This is a genomic window from Tardiphaga sp. 813_E8_N1_3 (genome assembly GCF_051811025.1).
GTDB lineage: Bacteria > Pseudomonadota > Alphaproteobacteria > Rhizobiales > Xanthobacteraceae > Tardiphaga.
In genome coordinates, this window is record NZ_JBPWQE010000001.1 from 2,269,727 (window position 1) to 2,289,873 (window position 20,147).

The window sequence follows — 20,147 nt, forward strand, 5'->3', positions numbered from 1 at the left end:
GACAATGGGTCGCCTTGCGCCGGCCGCCGACTGGCTATGCCTTGCGGCTGCACCCGCCTTCGCGCTGATGGCGCTGCTGGCGGGTGTGCTCGATAGCAGTTCGCCGGACCTGCTCTGTTCAACGTCGCGTTCATCGCCGTGGAGCGGAATGGTGGTGATGTATGCCCTGATGAGTTTGTTCCATACCGTGCCCTGGCTCAGGCTGATATCCGGCCGATGCCACCAATAGCAGTGGCGGACGTGACGATTGTCGCGCGCTTCAGGCGCGCGACAACTTCTCAAACCGTTTGATCAGCCGCTCGCGCTTGAGGCGCGACAGGCGTTGAATCCAGAACATGCCGTTGAGTTGATCGATCTCGTGCTGATGGCAGACCGCACGCAGGCCGTCGGACTCTTCTGTTTGCATATTGCCGTCGAGATCCCGATAGCTGATCCGGATGCGGGCATGGCGCTGGATGTCGTCATTCACACCGGGCATCGAGACGCTGCCTTCCTGATGCATGATCAGTTCGGACGAGGCCCATGTGATCTCCGGATTCACATAGGTCCTGGCGCCATCGCCGAGATCGAGCACGACGACGCGCAGGGAAAGGCCGATATGCGGCGCGGTGATGCCGATGCCCGGCGCGGCATGCATGGTGTCGCGCAGATTGTCGGCGAGCGCGCGCAGCGCATCGCCGAACACCGTGACAGGTGCGGCCGGCTGCGCGAGTCGCGGGTCGGGATAGCGGACGATCGGGCGGATGGTCATTCGGGCAGCCCCGCGGCTTTCAGGGCGGCGGCATAGGTTTGCGCCATCGACTCCACGGGGACGGGGATGCGCGCAAAGAAAGCGGAGACTGTTAGCTCCGGCTCGATGGTGAGCAGTTCCTCGACCACCTGCGCCGCGCGTTCGTGCGCGCCGGTTTTGACGAGCGCCACGGCGAGCGCGCGGAGTGCGACGGCGAAACGTCGGTTCTGCAGCAGCGCCTTGTCCGCCCAAGCGATCGCCTCGGAATAATTTTCGTCGATGATCGCCGCGATCGCCAGCGCACCGGAAACGAACCAGCCGTGCGGATCGAGCGGGTTGAGACGCCTTGCGCGATCGAGCAGGGCGCGGCCGGCCTGCTGCTGGCCGCGCATGGTCTCGATCCAGCCGGCCAGTGCAAGTGCGGTGGCGGAGTTGGGATTGATCGCGAGTGAGCGGCTGAACAATTCGATGGCCGCATCCTTGGCGGTCTGCGTCTCTGCAAGATTCCAGATCGCGAAGGCAGCCATCCAGAGGATCTGCGGATCGTTCGGCATCCGCTCGATGGCGCGTTGCGCGAGCGCGAGACCCTCGGCGCGATGGGCATCGTCAGCACTGATCCAGCCCTGGAAGTGACGCTGCGCATGGCAATAGGCCGCCGCCGCCATCGCCGGCGCATAGGTTGGATCCAGCACAAGCGCCTGATGCAGGCAATCCAGCGCGGCGGTCATGCTCTCCGGCGTGAAGTCGTGTTCGTAACCTGAGGCGCGCAGCAGCAGATCATAGGCATCCGGCTTGTTCGGTCGGCTGTGCCTGTGCCGTTCGATCTCGGCGATGCGCAGTGTCGGCTCGATGGCAGCCACGGCGCGTTCAGTGATGCGGTCCTGCAGGTCGAACACGTCGCTGCGGTCACCATCGAAACGGTCGGCCCACAGATGTGCACCTGAGCGCGCATCGATCAGTTGCGCGATGATACGCAGCCGTTCGCCGACACGGCGGACGCTGCCTTCCAGCACATAATTGACGCCGAGCGTGCGGCCGACCTCGCGAATGTCGACCGGCTTGTTCTTGTAAGTGAAGGACGAATTGCGCGCGATCACAAACAGGCCACTGCAACGCGACAGGTCGGTGATGATCTCCTCGGCGATGCCGTCGCCAAAATAATCCTGCTCGGGGTCGGCGCTCATATTGGTGAAGGGCAGCACCGCGATCGAGAGTCCTTCGGGATCGGCGGTAGCGGGCTGGAGTGCAGTTGCAGGCGCCGTCACTACGAGTGGAGAGGGGGTGTCGGTCTGTTCGATGACCTCGCCGACGAAACGAAACCCCTTCCGCGGCAAGGTGCGGATCAGCCGCTGCTGCTCGCCACTGTCGCCGACGGCGGTGCGGGCCGCGTTGACCCGGCTGCTGAGCGTCGCCTCGGACACGATGCGGCCATGCCAGACTTCGGCCAGCAGATCGTCACGGCTGACGACCTTGTCCCGCGCGCGGATCAGGAATTCCAGCACGTCGAACACCTGCGGTTCCACCGCCACCGTGTCCGTGCCCCGCCGCAGCTCCCGCCGGTCAGTGTCGAGGACGAATTCGTCGAACCGGAACAGCAAGATAGGGGGTCCAATACCTGTTGTCGCGCCAAGGCCTTGTGCGCAGGAACGTCCCCTAGCACACCCCGTCTCAACGACAAATCATGGCGTTCTGAAGAGAAAACCCACGGATTCTTCAAGCGGCGATGCCGGCGCGGGGGCATGGTCCGTGCATCGACGGCCGCAGCCGTCATTGCCCGGAGAGCGCACCATGACGAACGACAGTCCCAATAGCCCCCACCTCAATCGCCGCAGCCTGCTGGGCGCGGCCATCATGGGCCTGGCAGCGGCGCCGTTCGCAGGCATTGGCCCGGCGGCGGCGCAGGCCGCGAAGGCCGGCAAGCAGCTCCCCGCCGTCAAGCGCGGCACGCATACGTCGTTCAAGCCGCTGAAGCAAATCAATGCTGGCGACCTCAGTGTTGCCTATGCCGAGGACGGTCCGACCAACGGCCCCGTTGTGCTGCTGCTGCACGGCTGGCCCTATGACATCTACAGCTATGTGGATGTCGCGCCGCTGCTGGCCTCCGCCGGCTACCGCGTCATCATCCCTTATCTGCGCGGCTATGGCGGGACGCGCTTCCTGTCCGATGCGACGGTGCGCAATGGCCAGCCGGCGGCACTGGCCACCGACATCATCAATTTCATAGACGCGTTGAAGATCGAGAAGGCCGTGGTCGGCGGCTACGACTGGGGTGGCCGCACGGCCGACATTCTCGCCGCGATCTGGCCCGAGCGGGTCAAGGCGCTGGTCGCTGTCAGCGGCTATCTGATCGGCAGCCAGGAGGGCAACCGGATGCCGCTGCCGCCGAAGGCGGAGCTGGAATGGTGGTACCAGTTCTACTTCACCACGGAGCGTGGCCGGCTGGGCTATGACAAGTACCGGCACGACTTCGCCAAGCTGATCTGGAAGCTGGCCTCGCCGAAGTGGAATTTCGACGACGCCACCTATGACCGCTCGGCCAAGGCGTTCGAGAATCCCGATCACGTCGCCATCACCATCCATAACTATCGCTGGCGGCTCGAACTCGCCCAGGGCGAGGCGAAATATGATGAGCTGGAGAAGCGGCTGGCGCAGGGACCCGTGATCACGGTGCCGACCATCACCATGGAAGGTGATGCCAACGGCGCGCCGCATCCCGATCCCAAGGCCTATGCGAAGAAGTTCACCGGCAAGTACGAGCATCGCACGGTGAACGGCGGCATCGGTCACAACCTGCCGCAGGAAGCGCCGCGTGAATTCGCCCAGGCGATCATTGATGCCGACGCGATGGCGCGCTGAAGGAGATCCGCGATGCGATGGATTCTTGCAGCGAGCCTCGCGGCAGGTGTGGTGTCATCCGGGGTATTGGCGGCCTTTGCCGCCAACACGGCCAATCCCGCCAACCTGTCGCCGATCTACGGCGTCGGCCTTTCCGACGGCTACCGCAAATGGGAACTGATCGCGCCCGCGCAGGAGGCTGAGCCTCTGAATGAGCTGCGCGCCGTGGTGGGCAACGACATCGCCATCAAAGCCTACCAGGATGGCAAGCTGCCGTTTCCCGATGGCACGGTGCTGGTGAAGCTGGCCTGGAAGCACACCCAGTCGCCGGAATTCGAATCCGCCTCGATCCCCGGCGCCGCGACCACGGTGCAGGTGATGGTGAAGGATTCGAAGAAATATGCCGCGTCAGGCGGCTGGGGCTTCGGCCGCTTCATCGACGGCAAGCCGGTCGATCAGGCGCAGCATGAGACCTGCTTTGCGTGTCACGAGGCGCGCGTGAAGGAGCGGGATTACGTGTTCACGAAGTGGGCGCCGTAAGCGCCCCCTTCACGAAACGCCGACCTCGGCCAGAAACGCCGTCAGGAAAGCCTCGGTCCGCGCGTGGCGTTCCTGCGCCATGCGGCGGCCGGTGGCGGTGTTGAAGCCTTCCGCGAGCGTCAGCAGTTTTGCCGGAAGATGATCGATCGCAAAATTACGATCGTCGAATGGGCGATGGCGTGCTGCCGGGTCTTCCGGATCGTATAGGTAGGATTGCATCCGCCCCGCGGTGTAGAAACAGCGTGCGATGCCGACGGCGCCGATGGCATCGAGTCGATCCGCATCCTGCAGGATCTGCGCCTCGATCGTTTCAGGTGCGATCTTCGCCGAGAAACTATGCGCCGCGATGGCATGGGCAACGCGGTCCAGCCGCTCGGTCGTCCAGCCGAACGGGGCGAGCAGTGTCATCGCGCGTTCGGCGGCGAGGCGCGAGGCACTGGCGCGGAGCGGTGAGCTCTTCTCGACAGCGACGCAGTCGTGAAGCAGCGTCGCCGCCGCCAGGATTTCGAGATCGCCGCCCTCGACTTCCTGGATGGTGCGGACATTGGACCAGACGCGCGCCAGATGCGCGACGTCATGCGAGCCGTCGTCGGTCTTGACGTGATGCAGAAGCGAAGAGGCCAGCGTTTCGAACGGAGCGAAGGCGGCAGCGATAGCGGTGATCTCGGTCATGGCGTCGTTGTTAGAGGGACCGGACGAATTTGCCAACGCCACAAGCGCGCCGCAGTTGGCGATTAGTCAGCCGCCATCGTCATTTCAACAGGATGTGTGCTTCGATGGATTTCGCCCAGGTGACAACGCCAGCTCGCTTTGTTTCCCGGGAGAAGTTTATCCATGCCTGCCCACATCACTGTATCCGATCTGTCTGTCGCGACGCCTGACGGCCGTTCGCTTTTCACCAGCCTCAATCTCAGTTTCGGCGCCGAGCGCACTGGCCTGGTCGGCCGTAACGGTGTCGGGAAATCCACGCTGCTGCGCGTGATGTCCGGCGATTTCGCACCTCGTCCGAGCAGTGTGAGTGTCCACGGCCGGCTCGCTGTGTTGCAGCAGGCGCTGCAGCTTCGTCCTAGCGAGACAGTCGCCGATCTGTTCGGCGTCACCGATGCGCTCGATCTTCTCGCCCGCGCGGAAGCCGGCACGGCCACAGCCGAAGAGCTTGCTCTGGCCGACTGGGATCTCGAAGCACGAGTGGCCCAGTCTCTCGGGCGCGTTGGACTCGACGTTAGCCATGATACTGCACTGTCAGTGCTCTCCGGCGGCCAGCGGACGCGCGTCGCGCTGGCGGCGCTGGTCTTTGCCGATCCCGATTTTCTGCTGCTCGATGAGCCGACCAACAATCTCGACCGTGACAGCCGACGGGCGGTTATCGATCTGCTCGCCGGCTGGCGTGCGGGAGCCATTGTCGTCAGCCATGATCGCGAATTGCTCGATACGATGGATGCCATCATTGAACTGTCATCGCTCGGTGCCACGCGTTACGGCGGCAACTGGACGCATTATCGCGAGTGCAAGACGCGCGAGCTTGTAGCGGCGCAACGCGATCTGTCAGATGCGGAAAAACATATCGATGATCTTGCGCGGCGGGCACAGGCGACGGCCGAGCGTCAAGCGCGTCGGGATCGGGCAGGGCGTATCAAAAGTGCAAAAGGCGGCGCGCCGCGGATCGCGCTTGGCGGCATGAAGGACCGCAGCGAGGATACAGGCGGCGAGCAGACGCGGCTGGCAGAGCGTCAGCAGTCCCGGGCAGAGGATGCGCTGGCTGTTGCGCGGGAGCAGATCGAAATCCTGCAGCCGTTGTCCGTTGTAGTTTCGCCGACAGCGCTTGCGGCTCGCAGGGTGGTTCTGCAGATGGACGATGTGAGCTTCAGTTATGCAGCAGAGGCGCCGATCATCCGCAATCTGTCTTTCGTCATCACTGGTCCGGAACGTGTCGCGGTGACCGGTCCGAACGGCTCCGGCAAGACGACGCTGCTAGGCCTCGTCACCGGCGCGATGCAGCCGATGACGGGTGCGGTACGGATGATGGTCGACTTCGCCATGCTCGACCAGCAGGTTAGTCTGCTCGATCCGTCGCGGACGATCCGCGATAATTTCCGGCGGCTTCATCCCCGAGCCGACGAGAATGGCTGCCGCGCAGCATTGGCGCGATTCATGTTTCGCGCCGATGCTGCGCTTCAGATGGTCGGCACGTTGAGTGGAGGACAGATGCTGCGCGCCGGTCTCGCTTGCGTCATGGGCGGCGTGTCGCCGCCGCCTTTGCTGATCCTCGATGAGCCGACCAATCATCTCGACGTCGATTCCATCGAAGCCGTGGAAACCGGCCTGCGGGCCTATGACGGTGCGCTCGTGATCGTCAGCCATGACGAGACGTTTCTGGAGAATGTCGGGATCACGCGGCGACTGGAATTATAGCTGACGGCGATTCAGTGTCGCGGCGGCTATCGCTTCAGCAGCTCATACACCACCGGATCGTCCGCACAGGCCTTGAAGCCGCATTCGAGCAAGGTCGAGGCGACGTTCGCGGCCGTCAGGCCGATCACGAGCCAGACGGCAACATGCGCGATGACACTGGGCGCGGAGTGAGCGGCGGGGGCCTTCTCGAATTGCCGGTCGAACAGCAGCACCAGCGACAACAGAACGATGGCCGCGATGAAGCCGATCAGTGCCCAGGTGTAATAGTGATAGCCAAACAGCGCCGTGCCATAGCCGGCGTCGCCGGGCATGATGTGCAGCAGCACTTGCCGCGTCGAGACGATGGTGCCGACGATGGCTGCAAGCAGTGACAGTGCGTAATGGCTCGGACGCGGGCCGAAGCGGATGTTGAGGATCGGACCTATGGCGAGTAGTGCGAACATGATCCGCTGCAACAGGCATAGCGGGCAGGGCAGTTCGCCGAGCAGTAGTTGTGCAGCAAAGGCGCCGGCAAGCAGGGCCGCAAGGGCGGAGAGCGCGAGGACGTTGAGGGCAATAGCGCGCTGTGAAGTCATGGTGGCCTCAGAACGACAATTTCAGCGCGTCGGTGGCGTGGTGCAGAAAGGTTGCCACGCAGGCGATGAGCACAACGGCGAACAGAGAGAATGCAAGGCTGCGGCTGCCATACCATGCGACGAGCATCGTGATGAGGATCGCCAGAAAGAGTGCGGTGAATTCCATGGTCGCTCCGGCGCTGAATGGGTCCGGTATCTTACGTCAGATTCGCGGGCCGCCTGTCGCGTATCATCTGCGTCAGTCGACGGTCTCCGTCGCGGTTGCGCCTGTCTTGCCGGTGTAGTTGGCCACGGCATCGCGAAAAGCATGGACTTCGCTGTTCAGGGCGATCAGCCGTTCTGGCGTCATGCCGGCCGCGGCGAACAACGTCTCACCAAGGCAGCGGGATTTTTCGCGCAGACCCATGCCTTTGGCAGTGAGGCTGACGACGACCTGCCGCTCATCTTCCGGATTGCGCTTGCGCGCGACGAAGCCAGCCTGTTCGAGCCGCTTCACCAGCGGTGTGACCGTGCTCGATTCCAGCGCCAACCGGTCGGCGATGCCACCAACGCTCTGTGCGCCGCCCTCCCACAATGTGCTCAGTACGAGATATTGCGGGTAGGTGATCTCCAGCGCGTCGAGCAGCGGCTTGTAGGCCCGGCCGATGGCCATGCTGGCACTGTAGAGCGAAAAACAGAGCTGGTGATCCAGCGGAATGTCGGCGGGCACCATGGCAATTCTCCTCACGTCAATATCACAATAATGTATATCGCGATAAATAATGCTGGACAAGATGAGTGATCCAGCCAGATAAGAATATCGCGATATTAGTTATCGCAATATGTAATGCGGCCGAGTTCATTCGCCATGTCGGTTGAGGAAGCCCGGTCCCAGCTTCGATGGAGATTAACATGACCATTCAACAGGGAACCGCCGGTCTGCAGGCTGTGGCAGCCGGAGATCTCGTACGTTATTACCTCGTCCGCGGCATCGTGGCGGTGGCCTGGGTGGCGGCTGCCGTCGCGGTCGGCACCTCCAATCCGGCAGCAGCGGCTGTGCTGCTGGTCAGCTATCCCGCCTGGGACGCGCTGGCGAATTGGTTCGATGCCAATGGCAGCGGCGGGCTTTTGGCCAATCCGTCACAGGCACTGAATGTCGTCGTCAGCCTTTTTGCTGCGCTAGCTGTCGCCGTTGCTTTGCGGTCGGGGATGAACGCCGTGCTCGCCGTGTTCGGCGTGTGGGCTGCGCTGGCAGGTCTGGCGCAACTCGTCACCGGCATTCGCCGTTGGCGCAAATTTGGCGCGCAATGGGCGATGATCCTGAGTGGAGCGCAGTCGATCCTGGCCGGGGCGGTGTTTGTGCATAGTGCCGGCGGTGCGGCAGTGCCGGCGATCACGGATATCGCGCCTTATGCCGGCTTCGGCGCCTTCTATTTCCTGGTGTCGGCGCTGTGGCTGATCTTCGCAAACCGCAGGCGCACGGCCTGAGATCTGGAGGACAAGCCGATGATGCCGGCCAGCATCATCGGTGGCCTCTGTGGATGATCGCGGATTTGCTGTCAGCCGCCGCTGCCCGATCTGCTAGTCAGGTCAGAACGGCGATCACTCCTGGCAGGCACGGCGACATCTCATGGCCATCACCATCTACGGCATCAAGAATTGCGACACGATGAAGAAGGCGCGCGCCTGGCTCGATAGCCACGATGTCGCCTACAGCTTCCATGACTACAAGGCCGAGGGCATCGACAAGGCGCGGCTGCAGCGCTGGGCCAAGGAGGTCGGCTGGGAGATGCTGCTCAATCGCGCCGGCACCACGTTCCGCAAGCTCGATGACGCTGCCAAGGAAGGTCTGAACGAGAGTAAGGCAATCGCGCTGATGCTTGAGCAGCCCTCGATGATCAAGCGGCCTGTGCTCGATCTTGGCAGCAAGCTCGTGGTCGGCTTCAAGCCGGAGATTTACGCAAAAGACGTAAAATAGCGATCAGTCGATCTCGACGACGTCGCCGGCCGCGAGCCGGTGCGGCGCACGATAGGACAGGCTGCGATCGATCACCGCCCGGAGTTTCGGCACCGGCACGCTGTGATGGCCGCGCATCAGGTTGCGGATCTCGAAGCCACCGTCCTCGCTGATCGTCTTGAGCGACGCGATGATGTGGGTGACGCCGTCACCCGATGAGAACGGCATCAGCATCCGCTCATAGGCGACAACACGACCGTTGACATCGTCGATCATCGAGACGGTGTAAGTCGGCAGTTCGCGCTCGATACATTCATGATAGGCCGGCAGCACGACAGGACCGAGGATCGGGCCGAGATAGTCGTCGAGATAGCGGCCCTTGCCGGTGGTACCATAGGCGCTCGCCATGCGGGTGCCGTTGCTGTCGATGATGAGCCGCGGCGGTGCCGTGCTGTGATCAACAATGTAGTCGACGAGATCGGGGCGTTCGTCGTCCATCCGATCCGGGTGATAGTTGGCGATATCGGGCAGGGCCTGTTGCGGCGCATAGAGCCGTAGCCAGCAGTTCAGCAGATCGCGCTGCCGAATGGACTTCACCACGGACGCGTCGGCGCTCTGGAAGTCCACGGCAACGATCCCCCTGATATCGATCGAGGGGGAGTATGAGTACAGCGAGCAAATAATCAATGAACGCGGGAAGTCGCCTCGCAATACAATTAACGAGCGATTTTCAAAGCTCCTTGCGGCGCAAACAGGTGGCGCGATCTGCGCGGTAGACCGGTCGCAGGCGGACCCTGCTTTCTGCATGCGCAGGGAGCTAACTGCCTACGACTAAGGGCGAAGTCAGTGCGACAGGCGGTCCACCCAATTCTGCCGCATTGCACCTTGCGTTCGCCGTCGCGTTGACGGCATATTCGCGCCACTCGATGTGGCCGCGCGGGGATGACTTTCAGTTTTCCCCGAAATGCGGCTGCGCAAAAAGTTGGCCACTGGCGAAGACACGCGCCGGGAAGGTCGATGGGGGAAATTTGCTTGACCGATGAGTTCATTCTCGAAACCAACGGATTGACCAAGGAATTTGCGGGCTTTTTCGCAGTCCGCGATGTCAGTCTCAAAGTTCGCCGGGGCACCATTCACGCATTGATCGGCCCTAACGGGGCCGGCAAGACGACGTGTTTCAATCTGCTGACCAAGTTCATGCAGCCGTCCGCCGGCCAGATTTTTTACAAGGGCAAGGATATCACCGCGACGGCGCCCGCCGACGTGGCGCGCCTTGGCCTGGTACGTTCGTTCCAGATCTCCGCGGTGTTTCCGCATCTGACGGCGCTGGAGAATGTGCGTGTTGCACTGCAGCGTCAGCATGGATCGTCGTTCGACTTCTGGCGCTCCAAGAGCGTGCTGGATCAGTACAATCAACGCGCCGCTGAACTGCTCGACGACGTCGGCCTCAGCGAATTTGCGAATACGCCCGCGGTGGAAATGCCTTATGGCCGCAAGCGGGCCTTGGAGATCGCCACCACGCTGGCGCTCGATCCCGAGATGATGCTGCTCGACGAGCCGATGGCCGGCATGGGCCACGAGGACATCGACAAGATCGCCGCGCTGATCAAGCGCATCTCGGCGAAGTACACCATCCTGATGGTCGAACATAACCTCAGCGTCGTGTCCAACCTGTCGGACATCATTACCGTTCTGACTCGCGGAAAGGTTCTTGCGGAAGGCAGCTATGCCGACCTCACCAAGGACGAGCGCGTCAAGGAAGCTTATCTGGGAGCCGGGCATGGCTGAGATCACAATGGCTGCACCGGCAAAAACTGCAGCGACAGGCAATCCCGTTCTCACCATCGAGAATCTGGAAGCGTGGTACGGCGAGTCCCACATTCTCCACGGCATCAACTTCAATGTGAAGCCAGGCGAAGTCGTCACGCTGCTCGGCCGCAACGGCGCCGGCAAGACCACGACGCTGAAGTCCATCATGGGCATCATCGGCAAGCGCACCGGCTCGATAAAGTTCGAAGGCAACGAGATCATCAAGACCTCGTCGGACAAGATCGCGAAGCAGGGCATCGCATTCTGTCCGGAAGAACGTGGCATCTTCTCCAGCCTCGACGTGAAAGAGAACCTGATGCTGCCGCCGACGATCCGGCCGGGCGGGTTGTCGCTGGATCAGATCTTCGAGCTGTTTCCAAACTTGAAAGAGCGTCTCAACAGCCAAGGGACAAAACTCTCCGGCGGTGAGCAGCAGATGCTGGCGATCGGGCGCATTCTGCGCACCGGTGCGCGCTTCCTGATGCTGGACGAGCCGACCGAAGGTCTGGCGCCCGTCATCATCCAGCAGATCGGCCACACCATTGCGCGGCTCAAGTCGGAGGGCTTCACCATCCTGCTGGTCGAACAGAACTTCCGTTTCGCCGCCACGGTGGCGGATCGTTACTACATCGTCGAGCACGGCAAGATCATCGATGGCTTCGCCAATTCCGAGCTCTCGGCGAATATGGACAAGCTGCATACGTATCTCGGCGTCTAATATCGAATAACGGACCGAGCCAACGGTCCGACGATAGACACAACCATCAATACGGGTAGGGAGCACAGAATGAAAAAAGCCGTTTCGACGTCGCTGCTGGGTTTTGCGTTGATGATGAGCGCAAGCTCGTTTGCGTTCGCCCAGGACAAGACCGCCAAGATCGGCGTGTTGAACGACCAGTCGGGTCTTTATGCCGACGTGACCGGTCCGGGTTCGGTGGTCGCGGCCCAAATGGCCGTCGAGGACTCCGGGCTCTTGGCCAAGGGCTGGAAGATCGACGTCGTGATCGGCGATCACCAGAACAAGCCCGACGTCGGCTCCAACATCGCGCGTCAATGGTTCGACGTCGACAAGGTCGATGCCATTGTCGATGTGCCGACGTCGTCGGTGGGCCTTGTGGTCAACAATATCGTCAAGGAAAAGAACGGCGTCTATCTGAATTCGGGATCAGGCACCTCCGATCTCTCCAACGCACAGTGTTCGCCCAACACCATTCACTGGGCTTACGACACCTTTCAGCTCGCCAACGGCACCGGCTCGGCGATGGTCAAGAACGGTGGTGACACCTGGTTCTTCCTGACGGCGGATTATGCTTTCGGCACCGCGCTGGAGCGCGATACCACCAACGCTGTCACTGCGAAGGGTGGCAAGATCATCGGCAGCGTCCGGCCGCCGCTCAACACGGCGGACTTTTCGTCGTTCCTGCTGCAGGCGCAAGCGTCCAAGGCCAAGGTGATCGGCCTCGCCAATGCCGGCGGCGATACTATCAACTCGATCAAGCAGGCGTCGGAATTCGGTATCATCAAGGGCGGGCAGAAATTGGCTGGCCTCTTGATGTTCATTACCGACGTCCATGCGCTCGGACTGCCGGTCGCCAATGGTCTGAGCTTTACCGAGACGTTCTATTGGGATCTCAACGACGGCACGCGCGGGTTCTCCAAGCGCTTCCAGGCGCGCATGAAGAACAAGAACATGCCGACCACCGTGCAGGCTGGCGTTTATTCGTCCCTAATCCATTACTTCAAGACGCTCGATGCCATGGGCGGCAACTCCCATGACGGGTTGAAGATCGTCAATGCGATGAAGGCGGCTCCGACCGATGACATCATCTTCGGCAAGGGCACGATCCAGCCGAACGGCCGCAAGCTGCACCCAGCCTATCTGTTTGAGGTCAAGAAGCCCGAAGAGTCGAAGGGACCATGGGACTACTACAAGCTGGTGGCGACGATCCCTGCCGATCAGGCCTTCACGCCGCTCGACAAGAGCGCTTGTCCGCTTTTGAAGAAGACCTAATTTAGAAGCCCGTCGTCCAAATCATTGAGAGGAAGTCATGAAAAACAAGATTTCGACCGCACTTCTCGGCACGGCGCTTTCGCTGGCCATGGCGGGCATCGCCATGGCGCAGGACAAGACCGTCAAGATCGGCTCGCTGAGCGATCAGTCCGGCCTTTACGCCGATCTCGGCGGGCCGGGCTCGACGCTCGCTGCCCAGATGGCGGCCGAGGATTCCGGTCTGATGGCCAAGGGCTGGAAGATCGACATCATCTCCGGCGATCACCAGAACAAGCCGGATATCGGCTCCAACATCGCGCGGCAGTGGTTCGACGTCGACAAGGTCGACACCATCGTCGACGTGCCGAATTCCGGTGTCGCGCTGGCGGTGAACAACATCGTCAAGGAGAAGAACGGCGTCTACATCAATTCGGGCGCCGCGACGTCGGATCTCACCAATGCGCAGTGTTCGCCGAACACCGTGCACTGGACCTACGACACCTACATGCTCGCCCATTCGACCGGGCAGGCGATGGTGAAGGCCGGCGGCGACAGCTGGTTCTTCCTCACGGCCGACTATGCCTTCGGAGCCGCGCTGGAGCGTGATACGACCGAGGTCGTCAAGGCCAATGGCGGCAAGGTCGTCGGCGGCGTCAAGCATCCGCTCAACACCGCGGACTTCTCGTCCTTCCTGCTGCAGGCGCAGTCGTCGAAAGCCAAGGTCATCGGTCTGGCCAACGCCGGCGGCGACACCACCAACTCGATCAAGCAGGCGGCTGAATTCGGCATTTCCAAGGGCGGTCAGAAGCTCGCGGCATTGCTGCTGTTCATCACGGACGTCAAGGCGATCGGTCTCGAAACCGCGCAGGGCCTCAGCTTCACCGAGACCTTCTACTGGGACCTGAACGACAAGACCCGCGAATTCTCCAAGAAGTTCGCGGCGCGCATGAAGAACGGCGCTCCGCCGTCGATGGTGCAGGCCGGCGTGTATGCGGGTCTGATCCACTACTTCAAGGCGCTGGAAGCGCTCGGCAGCAATCCACATGATGGCGCCAAGGTCGTCGCCAAGATGAAGGAATTGCCAACCGACGATCCGCTGTTCGGGCAGGGCAAGATCGAAGCCAATGGCCGCAAGATTCACCCAGGCTATTTGTTCGAAGTGAAGAAGCCGTCGGAATCGAAGGCGCCGTGGGATTTCTACAAGCTTGCGGGTACAGTGCCGGCCGATCAGGCCTTTACACCGATCGAGAAGAGCACCTGCGCGCTGCTGAAGAAATAAGATCGTTGGCCCGGCGGCGCCGCGCTGCCGGGCCAAGACTTTCCTGCGATAAAAGTTGAGAACATCATGTCGATCAATCTACAGGCCCTGTCTGCGCAATTGCTGGTCGGACTCATCAACGGCTCGTTCTATGCGCTGTTAAGTCTCGGCCTCGCCGTGATTTTCGGCATGCTGAACATCATCAATTTCGCCCATGGTGCCGTCTATATGATGGGCGCGTTTGCGGCATACTTCCTGCTCAATCTGGCCGGCATCGGCTACTGGCCGGCGCTGATTCTGGCGCCGCTGGCGGTCGGCCTGTTCGGCATGGTGATGGAACGCACCATGCTGAAATGGATCGCCAATCTCGACCATCTCTATGGCCTGCTGCTGACCTTCGGTCTGGCGCTGATCATCCAGGGCGTGTTCCAGAATTATTTCGGCTCGTCGGGTCTGCCTTACGCGATCCCGGATGCGCTCAAGGGCGGCATGAATCTCGGCTTCATGTTCCTGCCGATCTATCGCGGCTGGGTCGTCATCTTCTCGCTGGTGATCTGTATCGCGACCTGGTTCCTGATCGAGCGTACGCGGCTCGGCGCATACCTGCGCGCCGCGACGGAAAATCCGACGCTGGTCCGCGCCTTCGGCATCAACGTGCCACTGATGATCACGCTGACCTACGGTCTTGGCGTCGGTCTCGCGGCACTCGCCGGCGTGTTGTCGGCGCCGATTAACCAGGTTCGCCCGCTGATGGGCGCCGACCTGATCATCGTCGTGTTCGCGGTCGTCGTGATCGGCGGCATGGGCTCGATCATGGGCTCTATCATCACCGGTTTCGCCCTCGGCATCATCGAGGGTCTGACCAAGTATTTTTACCCCGAGGCCTCCAACACCGTCGTCTTCGTGCTGATGGTGCTGGTGCTCCTTGTGAAACCTTCCGGACTGACGGGACGGGCTGCCTGATATGACAACGATCACTGAAAACGCCATTCCGTCACCCCGTCGCGCCGTCAAAGACGAGATGGTCGCCTTTGCGATCATGACCGCGCTGTTGCTGGTCGTGCCGCTCACTGGCGTCTATCCGTTCTTCGTGATGCAGGCGCTGTGCTTCGCGCTGCTCGCCTGCGCCTTCAACCTCCTGATCGGCTACGGTGGTTTGCTGTCCTTTGGCCATGCGATGTTCCTGGGCACCGCCGGCTACTGCACGGCGCATGCGCTCAAAGTGTGGGGTCTCACACCCGAACTCGGCATTGTTGTCGGTGTGGTCGCGGCGGCCGCGCTCAGTGTCATCACCGGCCTGATCGCCATTCGCCGTCAGGGCATCTACTTCGCCATGATCACGCTGGCGCTGTCGCAGCTCTTATACTTCGTCTATCTGCAGACGCCGTTCACCCATGGTGAAGACGGTATCCAGGGCATTCCGCAAGGCATGCTGTTCGGCCTGTTCAATCTGTCGAAGCCGATCACGCTGTATTACGTGATCCTCGCCGGCTTCACGCTGGGCTTCCTGATCATCTACCGCGCCATCAACTCGCCATTCGGCGAGGTGCTCAAGGCGATCCGTGAGAACGAGCCGCGTGCGGTATCGCTCGGCTACAAGACCGACCAGTACAAGCTGCTGGCCTATATCCTGTCCGGCACGCTGGCGGGCTTCGCCGGTGCGCTGAAGGTGTTTGTGGCGCAGAACGCTTCGCTTACCGACGTGCACTGGAGCATGTCCGGTGAAATCGTGCTCATCACGCTGGTCGGCGGCCTCGGCACGCTGTTCGGGCCGGTGGTGGGCGCCTTCGTGATCATCGCCATGCAGCAGTATCTCGCCGGCTTTGGCCAGTGGGTGACGGTGATTCAGGGCGTGATCTTCGTGGTCTGCGTGCTGACCTTCCGCCGCGGTGTCATCGGCGAAATCGCGCATTACTTCAAGCGGTCGCTCTAAATCCGTGCACTGCCTCAGGAAAAGCAGGGTGTCATAAAGCGGTGGATGATCGCGCCTAAAAGGTGCGCGATTGCCCGTCTTGACCGGAAATGCTTTATGACAGCCGTGTGACACAGGGCCGCCCGGTGGTGGCCCCGCGGGACTATGTTCGCCATCCGGCGGTCCGGTCGCTGCGTTTTCCTGACAGTTGGATGAGATGATGCTGCGCTGGTTCCGGTCCTTTCTGCCCCGGGAGGAAAGGTTTTTTGACCTGTTCGCCCGCCATTCAGTGACCGTGGTCGAGGGCGCCAAGGCTCTGGCGGGGATGCTGGAAGGTGGCGACGAGACACCGGTCTACTGCCAGCGCGTCAACCAGTTCGAGAACGACGCCGACGCCATCACCCGCGAGGTGCTGACCGCCGTCCGCCGTACCTTCATCACGCCGTTCGACCGCGTTGACATCAAGAATCTGATCACGGCGATGGACGATTCCATCGACCAGATGCAGCAGACGGCCAAGGCCGTGATGCTGTTCGAGGTGCGCCAGTTCGAGCCGCCGATGCGCGAGATCGGGATCCTCTTGGTCGAGTGCGCCAACCTTGTCGGTCGCGCCGTGCCGCTGATGAGCGCCATCGGCGACAATGTCGGCCTGCTCACCGCGATCACGGAAGAGGTCGGCAAGCTCGAGGGCCGCGTCGACGATCTGCACGACATCGGGCTCAAGGAGCTCTTTCTCAAGCATCGCGACGCCAACACCATGGATTTCGTGGTCGGCGCCGAGATCTACAAGCACCTTGAAAAGGTGGCCGACCGCTTCGACGACGTCGCGAACGAGATCAACAGCATCGTCATCGAACAAGTATAAGGCAGGGCCATCAGGTGGACGCCACGCTCGCCTTTCCGGTGCTGATCGGCCTCATCGCCATCGCACTGCTGTTCGACTTTCTCAACGGCCTGCATGATGCCGCCAATTCGATCGCGACGATCGTCTCGACGCGCGTGCTGCGGCCGCAATATGCGGTGTTGTGGGCGGCATTCTTCAACTTCATCGCCTTCCTAGTGTTCGGTCTACATGTCGCCAACACCATCGGCACCGGGATCATCGAGCCCAGCGTCATCGATCCCGCGGTGATCTTCGCAGCACTCATGGGTGCCATCGTCTGGAACGTGATCACCTGGGGCCTCGGCATTCCCTCGAGCTCGTCGCATGCGCTGATCGGCGGTTTGCTGGGAGCAGGTGTTGCCAAGGCAGGTCTCTCTGCGGCCTTGTGGACCGGACTGTCCAAGGCGCTGCTGGCCATTGTGCTGTCGCCGCTGGTGGGCTTCCTGCTGGCGCTGGTGCTGGTGGCCATCGTGTCATGGGCCTCGGTGCGCTCGACGCCTTTCGCCGTGGACCGCGCCTTCCGCATTCTGCAGTTCGTCTCGGCTTCGCTCTATTCGCTCGGCCATGGCGGCAACGACGCGCAAAAGACCATGGGCATCATCGCGGTGCTGCTGTACTCGCAGGGCCACCTCGGCACTGAGTTCTCGGTGCCGTTCTGGGTCGTGCTGTCATGTCAGGCGGCGATGGCGCTGGGTACGCTGATGGGCGGCTGGCGCATCGTTCGCACCATGGGCCTGCGCATCACCAAACTCACGCCGATGCAGGGCTTCTGCGCCGAGACCGGCGGCGCGGCGACGCTGTTCGCAGCGACGTTCCTCGGTGTTCCCGTCTCGACCACGCATACCATCACCGGCGCGATCGTCGGCGTCGGTGCGGCACGTCGCGTGTCAGCGGTGCGCTGGAACGTGGCGAGTTCGATCGTCTATGCCTGGGTGATCACGATCCCGGCCGCGGCGATCGTCGCCGCAGCCACCTACTGGATCGTGAAGCTGCTCCATCTCAGCTTTATCTGACGCAGGTCAGGACACCAGCTTCAGCCCGGCAATACCCGCCACGATCAGCCCGATACAGGTGATCCGCGCCACCGTCGCCGGGTCGCCGAACAGGTACATGCCCAGCGCCGCGGTGCCGACCGCGCCGATGCCGGTCCACACCGCATAGGCGGTTCCCATCGGCAGTTCCTTGAGGGCGAGGGCGAGCATGCCGACGGACGCGGTCATGCTGATCAGGGTCAGGACGGAGGGGACGAGGCGGGTGAAGCCTTCGGTATATTTGAGCCCGACGGCCCAGCCGACTTCAAGCAGACCCGCAACGAACAACAATAGCCAAGCCATGGGATGACCCCTGTAAACAGGCAGGGCCGTCCCTGCGGATGATGATGATTTGGAGGTCGTCCTCGCAGGGGTTATATGGGACCCACGCAGCCGGATCGCAACGCGGCCGATGGTCGCCACTTCGGCCAGTTTCCCGCCCAAAATCCCTTGATTGCGCCCGTTTTCCCTGCCACAGGCACGTTTATGTCCGATATCGCCCTTTCCGCCGACTCAGCCGCGCGTTCCCCGCTTGCCACTGAGGTCGCCCGCCGCCGCACTTTCGCGATCATCTCGCATCCCGACGCCGGCAAGACTACGCTGACCGAAAAGCTGCTGCTGTTCGGCGGCGCCATCAATCTGGCCGGGCAGGTGAAGGCCAAGGGCGAGCGCCGCAACACGCGTTCCGACTGGATGAAGATCGAGCGCGACCGCGGCATCTCGGTGGTCACCTCGGTGATGACCTTCGAATTCCAGGGTCACGTTTTCAACCTCTTGGACACGCCGGGCCACGAGGACTTCTCGGAGGACACCTATCGCACGCTCACCGCGGTCGACTCGGCCGTGATGGTGATCGACGCCGCCAAGGGCATCGAGGCGCGGACGCTGAAGCTGATCGAGGTTTGTCGTCTCCGCGACATCCCGATCATCACCTTCGTCAACAAGATGGACCGCGAGAGCCGCGATGTGTTTGATCTCCTGGACGAGATCGAGAAGACGCTGGCGCTCGACACCACGCCGATCAACTGGCCGGTCGGCCGCGGCCGCGATTTCATGGGCACCTATGACATCGAGACCGGCGGCATTCGTTTGCTGGAAGGCGGCGGCGCCAAAACGGGGGCGGCCGAGAAGATCAAGATTGCCGATCTCGCCGGCCGCAACGCTAATCTCGATGCTTCTGAGATCGCCGACGAACTCGAACTGGTAAAGGAAGCCTCAAAACCGTTCGACCTGCAGTCGTTCCGCGAAGGCCACATGACGCCGGTCTATTTCGGCAGCGCGCTGCGCAATTTCGGTGTCGGCGATCTGCTCGAAGGTCTCGGCCGTTTCGCGCCTCCACCGCGCGCGCAGGAGAGCAATGTCCGCAAGGTCGAGGCCGACGAGCCCCGGATGTCGGCCTTCGTGTTCAAGATCCAGGCGAACATGGATCCCAACCACCGCGACCGCATTGCCTTTGCGCGGCTGTGCTCCGGCAAGCTGACGCGCGGCATGAAGGCCAAGCTGGTGCGCACCGGCAAGAACATGTCGCTGTCATCACCGCAGTTCTTCTTCGCGCAGGACCGCGCCATTGCGGACGAAGCCTATGCAGGCGACGTGGTCGGCATTCCCAATCATGGTACGCTGCGCATTGGCGATACGCTGACCGACGGCGAGGACATCACCTTCATCGGCGTGCCATCCTTCGCGCCGGAAATCGTTCGCCGCGTGCGCCTCGGCGATGCGATGAAGGCCAAGAAGCTGAAAGAGGCTTTGCAGCAGATGTCGGAAGAGGGCGTCGTGCAGGTGTTCCGCCCGCGCGACGGCGCACCGGCTTTGGTCGGCGTCGTCGGCCCGCTGCAGCTCGACGTGCTGAAGGCGCGGCTGGACGCGGAATATCAGTTGCCGGTGAGTTTCGAAGTCTCGGAATTCTCGCTGGCGCGCTGGATCTCGTCAGAAGACAAGAAGAAGCTCGAGACTTTCATGTCCAATAACAATTCCGGCGTCGCGGATGATGTCGACGGCGATCCGGTGTTCCTGGCTAAGAACGACTTCTATCTGAACTATACGAAGGAACGCGCAGAGGGGATTGTGTTCTCGGATATCAAGGACGTGAAGAAGCAGGGGTGAGTGCTTGCGCGTTGGGCGGCCGTCTCCCTACCGAGCGAGGACGACCCGCCGGGTCGCTCCGGCGGATCTTGACCTGCTAGCGGTACGCAATACATGAACCGCTTGAGAAAACCGTATCGCTGAACTCTTA

23 protein-coding genes are annotated in these 20,147 nt (G+C 61.9%); 15 read left to right on the forward strand and 8 right to left on the reverse strand.

The genetic code is table 11. The features are described 5' to 3' along the window. Positions 1-4: 4 nt before the first annotated feature. The gene (locus tag AB8A33_RS10795; protein ID WP_439095906.1) at positions 5-229 is read left to right on the forward strand and encodes a hypothetical protein; all 225 of its coding nucleotides are present in this window, start codon (positions 5-7) and stop codon (positions 227-229) included. Positions 230-259: 30 nt separating this feature from the next. Here the strand turns inward: AB8A33_RS10795 and AB8A33_RS10800 are convergent, their stop codons facing one another. Together AB8A33_RS10800 and AB8A33_RS10805 are read right to left on the reverse strand one after the other, a co-directional pair. Then, positions 260-751, reverse strand: a complete 492-nt coding sequence (locus AB8A33_RS10800) for a peptide deformylase (protein ID WP_439092712.1) — start codon at positions 749-751, stop codon at positions 260-262. Then, positions 748-2,328, reverse strand: coding sequence for a winged helix-turn-helix domain-containing protein (locus tag AB8A33_RS10805; RefSeq protein WP_439092713.1), 1,581 nt, complete (start codon positions 2,326-2,328; stop codon positions 748-750). Before AB8A33_RS10805 ends, AB8A33_RS10800 begins: the two co-directional genes overlap by 4 nt. Positions 2,329-2,518: 190 nt before the next feature. On the opposite strand from AB8A33_RS10805, the gene AB8A33_RS10810 reads away from it, so the two are divergent. Both AB8A33_RS10810 and AB8A33_RS10815 read left to right on the forward strand, forming a co-directional pair. Then, positions 2,519-3,586, forward strand: a complete 1,068-nt coding sequence (locus AB8A33_RS10810) for an alpha/beta fold hydrolase (protein WP_439092714.1) — start codon at positions 2,519-2,521, stop codon at positions 3,584-3,586. A gap of 12 nt (positions 3,587-3,598) precedes the next feature. After that, positions 3,599-4,105 (forward strand): cytochrome P460 family protein, encoded by a 507-nt coding sequence (locus tag AB8A33_RS10815; protein WP_439092715.1) that lies wholly within the window; start codon positions 3,599-3,601, stop codon positions 4,103-4,105. 9 nt (positions 4,106-4,114) lie between these two features. On the opposite strand, the gene AB8A33_RS10820 is transcribed toward AB8A33_RS10815, so the two are convergent. Beyond that, positions 4,115-4,777 (reverse strand): HD domain-containing protein, encoded by a 663-nt coding sequence (locus AB8A33_RS10820; RefSeq protein ID WP_439092716.1) that lies wholly within the window; start codon positions 4,775-4,777, stop codon positions 4,115-4,117. 162 nt (positions 4,778-4,939) lie between these two features. Here AB8A33_RS10820 and AB8A33_RS10825 point away from each other — a divergent pair, with 162 nt between their 5' ends. Beyond that, positions 4,940-6,517: an ABC-F family ATP-binding cassette domain-containing protein gene (locus AB8A33_RS10825; RefSeq protein WP_439092717.1), complete on the forward strand. Its 1,578-nt coding sequence runs from the start codon at positions 4,940-4,942 to the stop codon at positions 6,515-6,517. Between the two features lie 26 nt (positions 6,518-6,543). Here AB8A33_RS10825 and AB8A33_RS10830 read toward each other — a convergent pair whose 3' ends face one another. From AB8A33_RS10830 to AB8A33_RS10840, 3 genes are all read right to left on the reverse strand, one after another. Next, entirely contained in the window at positions 6,544-7,092 is a 549-nt protein-coding gene (locus tag AB8A33_RS10830; protein ID WP_439092718.1) for a disulfide bond formation protein B, read from the reverse strand. Between the two features lie 7 nt (positions 7,093-7,099). Then, positions 7,100-7,258 (reverse strand): DUF5993 family protein, encoded by a 159-nt coding sequence (locus tag AB8A33_RS10835; protein ID WP_439092719.1) that lies wholly within the window; start codon positions 7,256-7,258, stop codon positions 7,100-7,102. Between the two features lie 72 nt (positions 7,259-7,330). Further along, complete coding sequence (locus AB8A33_RS10840) at positions 7,331-7,804, reverse strand: MarR family winged helix-turn-helix transcriptional regulator (protein WP_439092721.1); 474 nt, start codon at positions 7,802-7,804, stop codon at positions 7,331-7,333. 179 nt (positions 7,805-7,983) lie between these two features. Between AB8A33_RS10840 and AB8A33_RS10845 the strand changes: the two genes are divergently transcribed. Continuing rightward, the gene (locus AB8A33_RS10845; protein WP_439092722.1) at positions 7,984-8,559 is read left to right on the forward strand and encodes a DUF308 domain-containing protein; all 576 of its coding nucleotides are present in this window, start codon (positions 7,984-7,986) and stop codon (positions 8,557-8,559) included. 142 nt (positions 8,560-8,701) lie between these two features. Next, complete coding sequence (locus tag AB8A33_RS10850; RefSeq protein WP_439092724.1) at positions 8,702-9,049, forward strand: ArsC family reductase; 348 nt, start codon at positions 8,702-8,704, stop codon at positions 9,047-9,049. Between the two features lie 3 nt (positions 9,050-9,052). Here AB8A33_RS10850 and AB8A33_RS10855 read toward each other — a convergent pair whose 3' ends face one another. After that, positions 9,053-9,655 (reverse strand): hypothetical protein, encoded by a 603-nt coding sequence (locus AB8A33_RS10855; protein ID WP_439092725.1) that lies wholly within the window; start codon positions 9,653-9,655, stop codon positions 9,053-9,055. Positions 9,656-10,060: 405 nt separating this feature from the next. Here AB8A33_RS10855 and AB8A33_RS10860 point away from each other — a divergent pair, with 405 nt between their 5' ends. The 8 genes from AB8A33_RS10860 (at position 10,061) to AB8A33_RS10895 (ending at position 17,893) form a co-directional block, all read left to right on the forward strand. After that, positions 10,061-10,816, forward strand: a complete 756-nt coding sequence (locus tag AB8A33_RS10860) for an ABC transporter ATP-binding protein (RefSeq protein WP_089263895.1) — start codon at positions 10,061-10,063, stop codon at positions 10,814-10,816. Positions 10,817-10,823: 7 nt separating this feature from the next. Further along, positions 10,824-11,555, forward strand: a complete 732-nt coding sequence (locus AB8A33_RS10865) for an ABC transporter ATP-binding protein (RefSeq protein WP_439095907.1) — start codon at positions 10,824-10,826, stop codon at positions 11,553-11,555. Between the two features lie 69 nt (positions 11,556-11,624). After that, positions 11,625-12,848, forward strand: a complete 1,224-nt coding sequence (locus tag AB8A33_RS10870) for an ABC transporter substrate-binding protein (RefSeq protein ID WP_439092726.1) — start codon at positions 11,625-11,627, stop codon at positions 12,846-12,848. Positions 12,849-12,885: 37 nt separating this feature from the next. After that, positions 12,886-14,106: an ABC transporter substrate-binding protein gene (locus tag AB8A33_RS10875; RefSeq protein WP_439092727.1), complete on the forward strand. Its 1,221-nt coding sequence runs from the start codon at positions 12,886-12,888 to the stop codon at positions 14,104-14,106. A gap of 66 nt (positions 14,107-14,172) precedes the next feature. Beyond that, positions 14,173-15,048, forward strand: coding sequence for a branched-chain amino acid ABC transporter permease (locus tag AB8A33_RS10880; RefSeq protein WP_439092729.1), 876 nt, complete (start codon positions 14,173-14,175; stop codon positions 15,046-15,048). Between the two features lies 1 nt (position 15,049). Then, complete coding sequence (locus AB8A33_RS10885; RefSeq protein ID WP_439092730.1) at positions 15,050-16,018, forward strand: branched-chain amino acid ABC transporter permease; 969 nt, start codon at positions 15,050-15,052, stop codon at positions 16,016-16,018. Between the two features lie 199 nt (positions 16,019-16,217). Further along, a complete protein-coding gene (locus AB8A33_RS10890; RefSeq protein ID WP_439092731.1) occupies positions 16,218-16,862 on the forward strand; it encodes a DUF47 domain-containing protein in 645 nt (214 codons plus the stop codon). A 14-nt stretch (positions 16,863-16,876) separates the two neighbouring features. Next, positions 16,877-17,893, forward strand: coding sequence for an inorganic phosphate transporter (locus AB8A33_RS10895; RefSeq protein ID WP_175366181.1), 1,017 nt, complete (start codon positions 16,877-16,879; stop codon positions 17,891-17,893). 6 nt (positions 17,894-17,899) lie between these two features. Here the strand turns inward: AB8A33_RS10895 and sugE are convergent, their stop codons facing one another. Next, positions 17,900-18,214 (reverse strand): quaternary ammonium compound efflux SMR transporter SugE, encoded by a 315-nt coding sequence (gene sugE / locus AB8A33_RS10900; protein WP_093758260.1) that lies wholly within the window; start codon positions 18,212-18,214, stop codon positions 17,900-17,902. Between the two features lie 183 nt (positions 18,215-18,397). On the opposite strand from sugE, the gene AB8A33_RS10905 reads away from it, so the two are divergent. Further along, complete coding sequence (locus tag AB8A33_RS10905; RefSeq protein WP_439092732.1) at positions 18,398-20,017, forward strand: peptide chain release factor 3; 1,620 nt, start codon at positions 18,398-18,400, stop codon at positions 20,015-20,017. The last annotated feature ends 130 nt before the right edge of the window (positions 20,018-20,147 follow it).

Excerpts from the sequence above, each read along its gene's own strand:
- AB8A33_RS10795 (WP_439095906.1), top strand. The coding sequence starts at position 5 with ATGGGTCGCCTTGCGCCGGCCGCCGACTGGCTATGCCTTGCGGCTGCA.
- AB8A33_RS10800 (WP_439092712.1), bottom strand. The coding sequence starts at position 751 with ATGACCATCCGCCCGATCGTCCGCTATCCCGACCCGCGACTCGCGCAG.
- AB8A33_RS10810 (WP_439092714.1), top strand. The coding sequence starts at position 2,519 with ATGACGAACGACAGTCCCAATAGCCCCCACCTCAATCGCCGCAGCCTG.
- AB8A33_RS10815 (WP_439092715.1), top strand. The coding sequence starts at position 3,599 with ATGCGATGGATTCTTGCAGCGAGCCTCGCGGCAGGTGTGGTGTCATCC.
- AB8A33_RS10820 (WP_439092716.1), bottom strand. The coding sequence starts at position 4,777 with ATGACCGAGATCACCGCTATCGCTGCCGCCTTCGCTCCGTTCGAAACG.
- AB8A33_RS10825 (WP_439092717.1), top strand. The coding sequence starts at position 4,940 with ATGCCTGCCCACATCACTGTATCCGATCTGTCTGTCGCGACGCCTGAC.
- AB8A33_RS10830 (WP_439092718.1), bottom strand. The coding sequence starts at position 7,092 with ATGACTTCACAGCGCGCTATTGCCCTCAACGTCCTCGCGCTCTCCGCC.
- AB8A33_RS10835 (WP_439092719.1), bottom strand. The coding sequence starts at position 7,258 with ATGGAATTCACCGCACTCTTTCTGGCGATCCTCATCACGATGCTCGTC.
- AB8A33_RS10840 (WP_439092721.1), bottom strand. The coding sequence starts at position 7,804 with ATGGTGCCCGCCGACATTCCGCTGGATCACCAGCTCTGTTTTTCGCTC.
- AB8A33_RS10845 (WP_439092722.1), top strand. The coding sequence starts at position 7,984 with ATGACCATTCAACAGGGAACCGCCGGTCTGCAGGCTGTGGCAGCCGGA.
- AB8A33_RS10850 (WP_439092724.1), top strand. The coding sequence starts at position 8,702 with ATGGCCATCACCATCTACGGCATCAAGAATTGCGACACGATGAAGAAG.
- AB8A33_RS10865 (WP_439095907.1), top strand. The coding sequence starts at position 10,824 with ATGGCTGCACCGGCAAAAACTGCAGCGACAGGCAATCCCGTTCTCACC.
- AB8A33_RS10870 (WP_439092726.1), top strand. The coding sequence starts at position 11,625 with ATGAAAAAAGCCGTTTCGACGTCGCTGCTGGGTTTTGCGTTGATGATG.
- AB8A33_RS10875 (WP_439092727.1), top strand. The coding sequence starts at position 12,886 with ATGAAAAACAAGATTTCGACCGCACTTCTCGGCACGGCGCTTTCGCTG.
- AB8A33_RS10880 (WP_439092729.1), top strand. The coding sequence starts at position 14,173 with ATGTCGATCAATCTACAGGCCCTGTCTGCGCAATTGCTGGTCGGACTC.
- AB8A33_RS10885 (WP_439092730.1), top strand. The coding sequence starts at position 15,050 with ATGACAACGATCACTGAAAACGCCATTCCGTCACCCCGTCGCGCCGTC.
- AB8A33_RS10890 (WP_439092731.1), top strand. The coding sequence starts at position 16,218 with ATGCTGCGCTGGTTCCGGTCCTTTCTGCCCCGGGAGGAAAGGTTTTTT.
- sugE (WP_093758260.1), bottom strand. The coding sequence starts at position 18,214 with ATGGCTTGGCTATTGTTGTTCGTTGCGGGTCTGCTTGAAGTCGGCTGG.
- AB8A33_RS10905 (WP_439092732.1), top strand. The coding sequence starts at position 18,398 with ATGTCCGATATCGCCCTTTCCGCCGACTCAGCCGCGCGTTCCCCGCTT.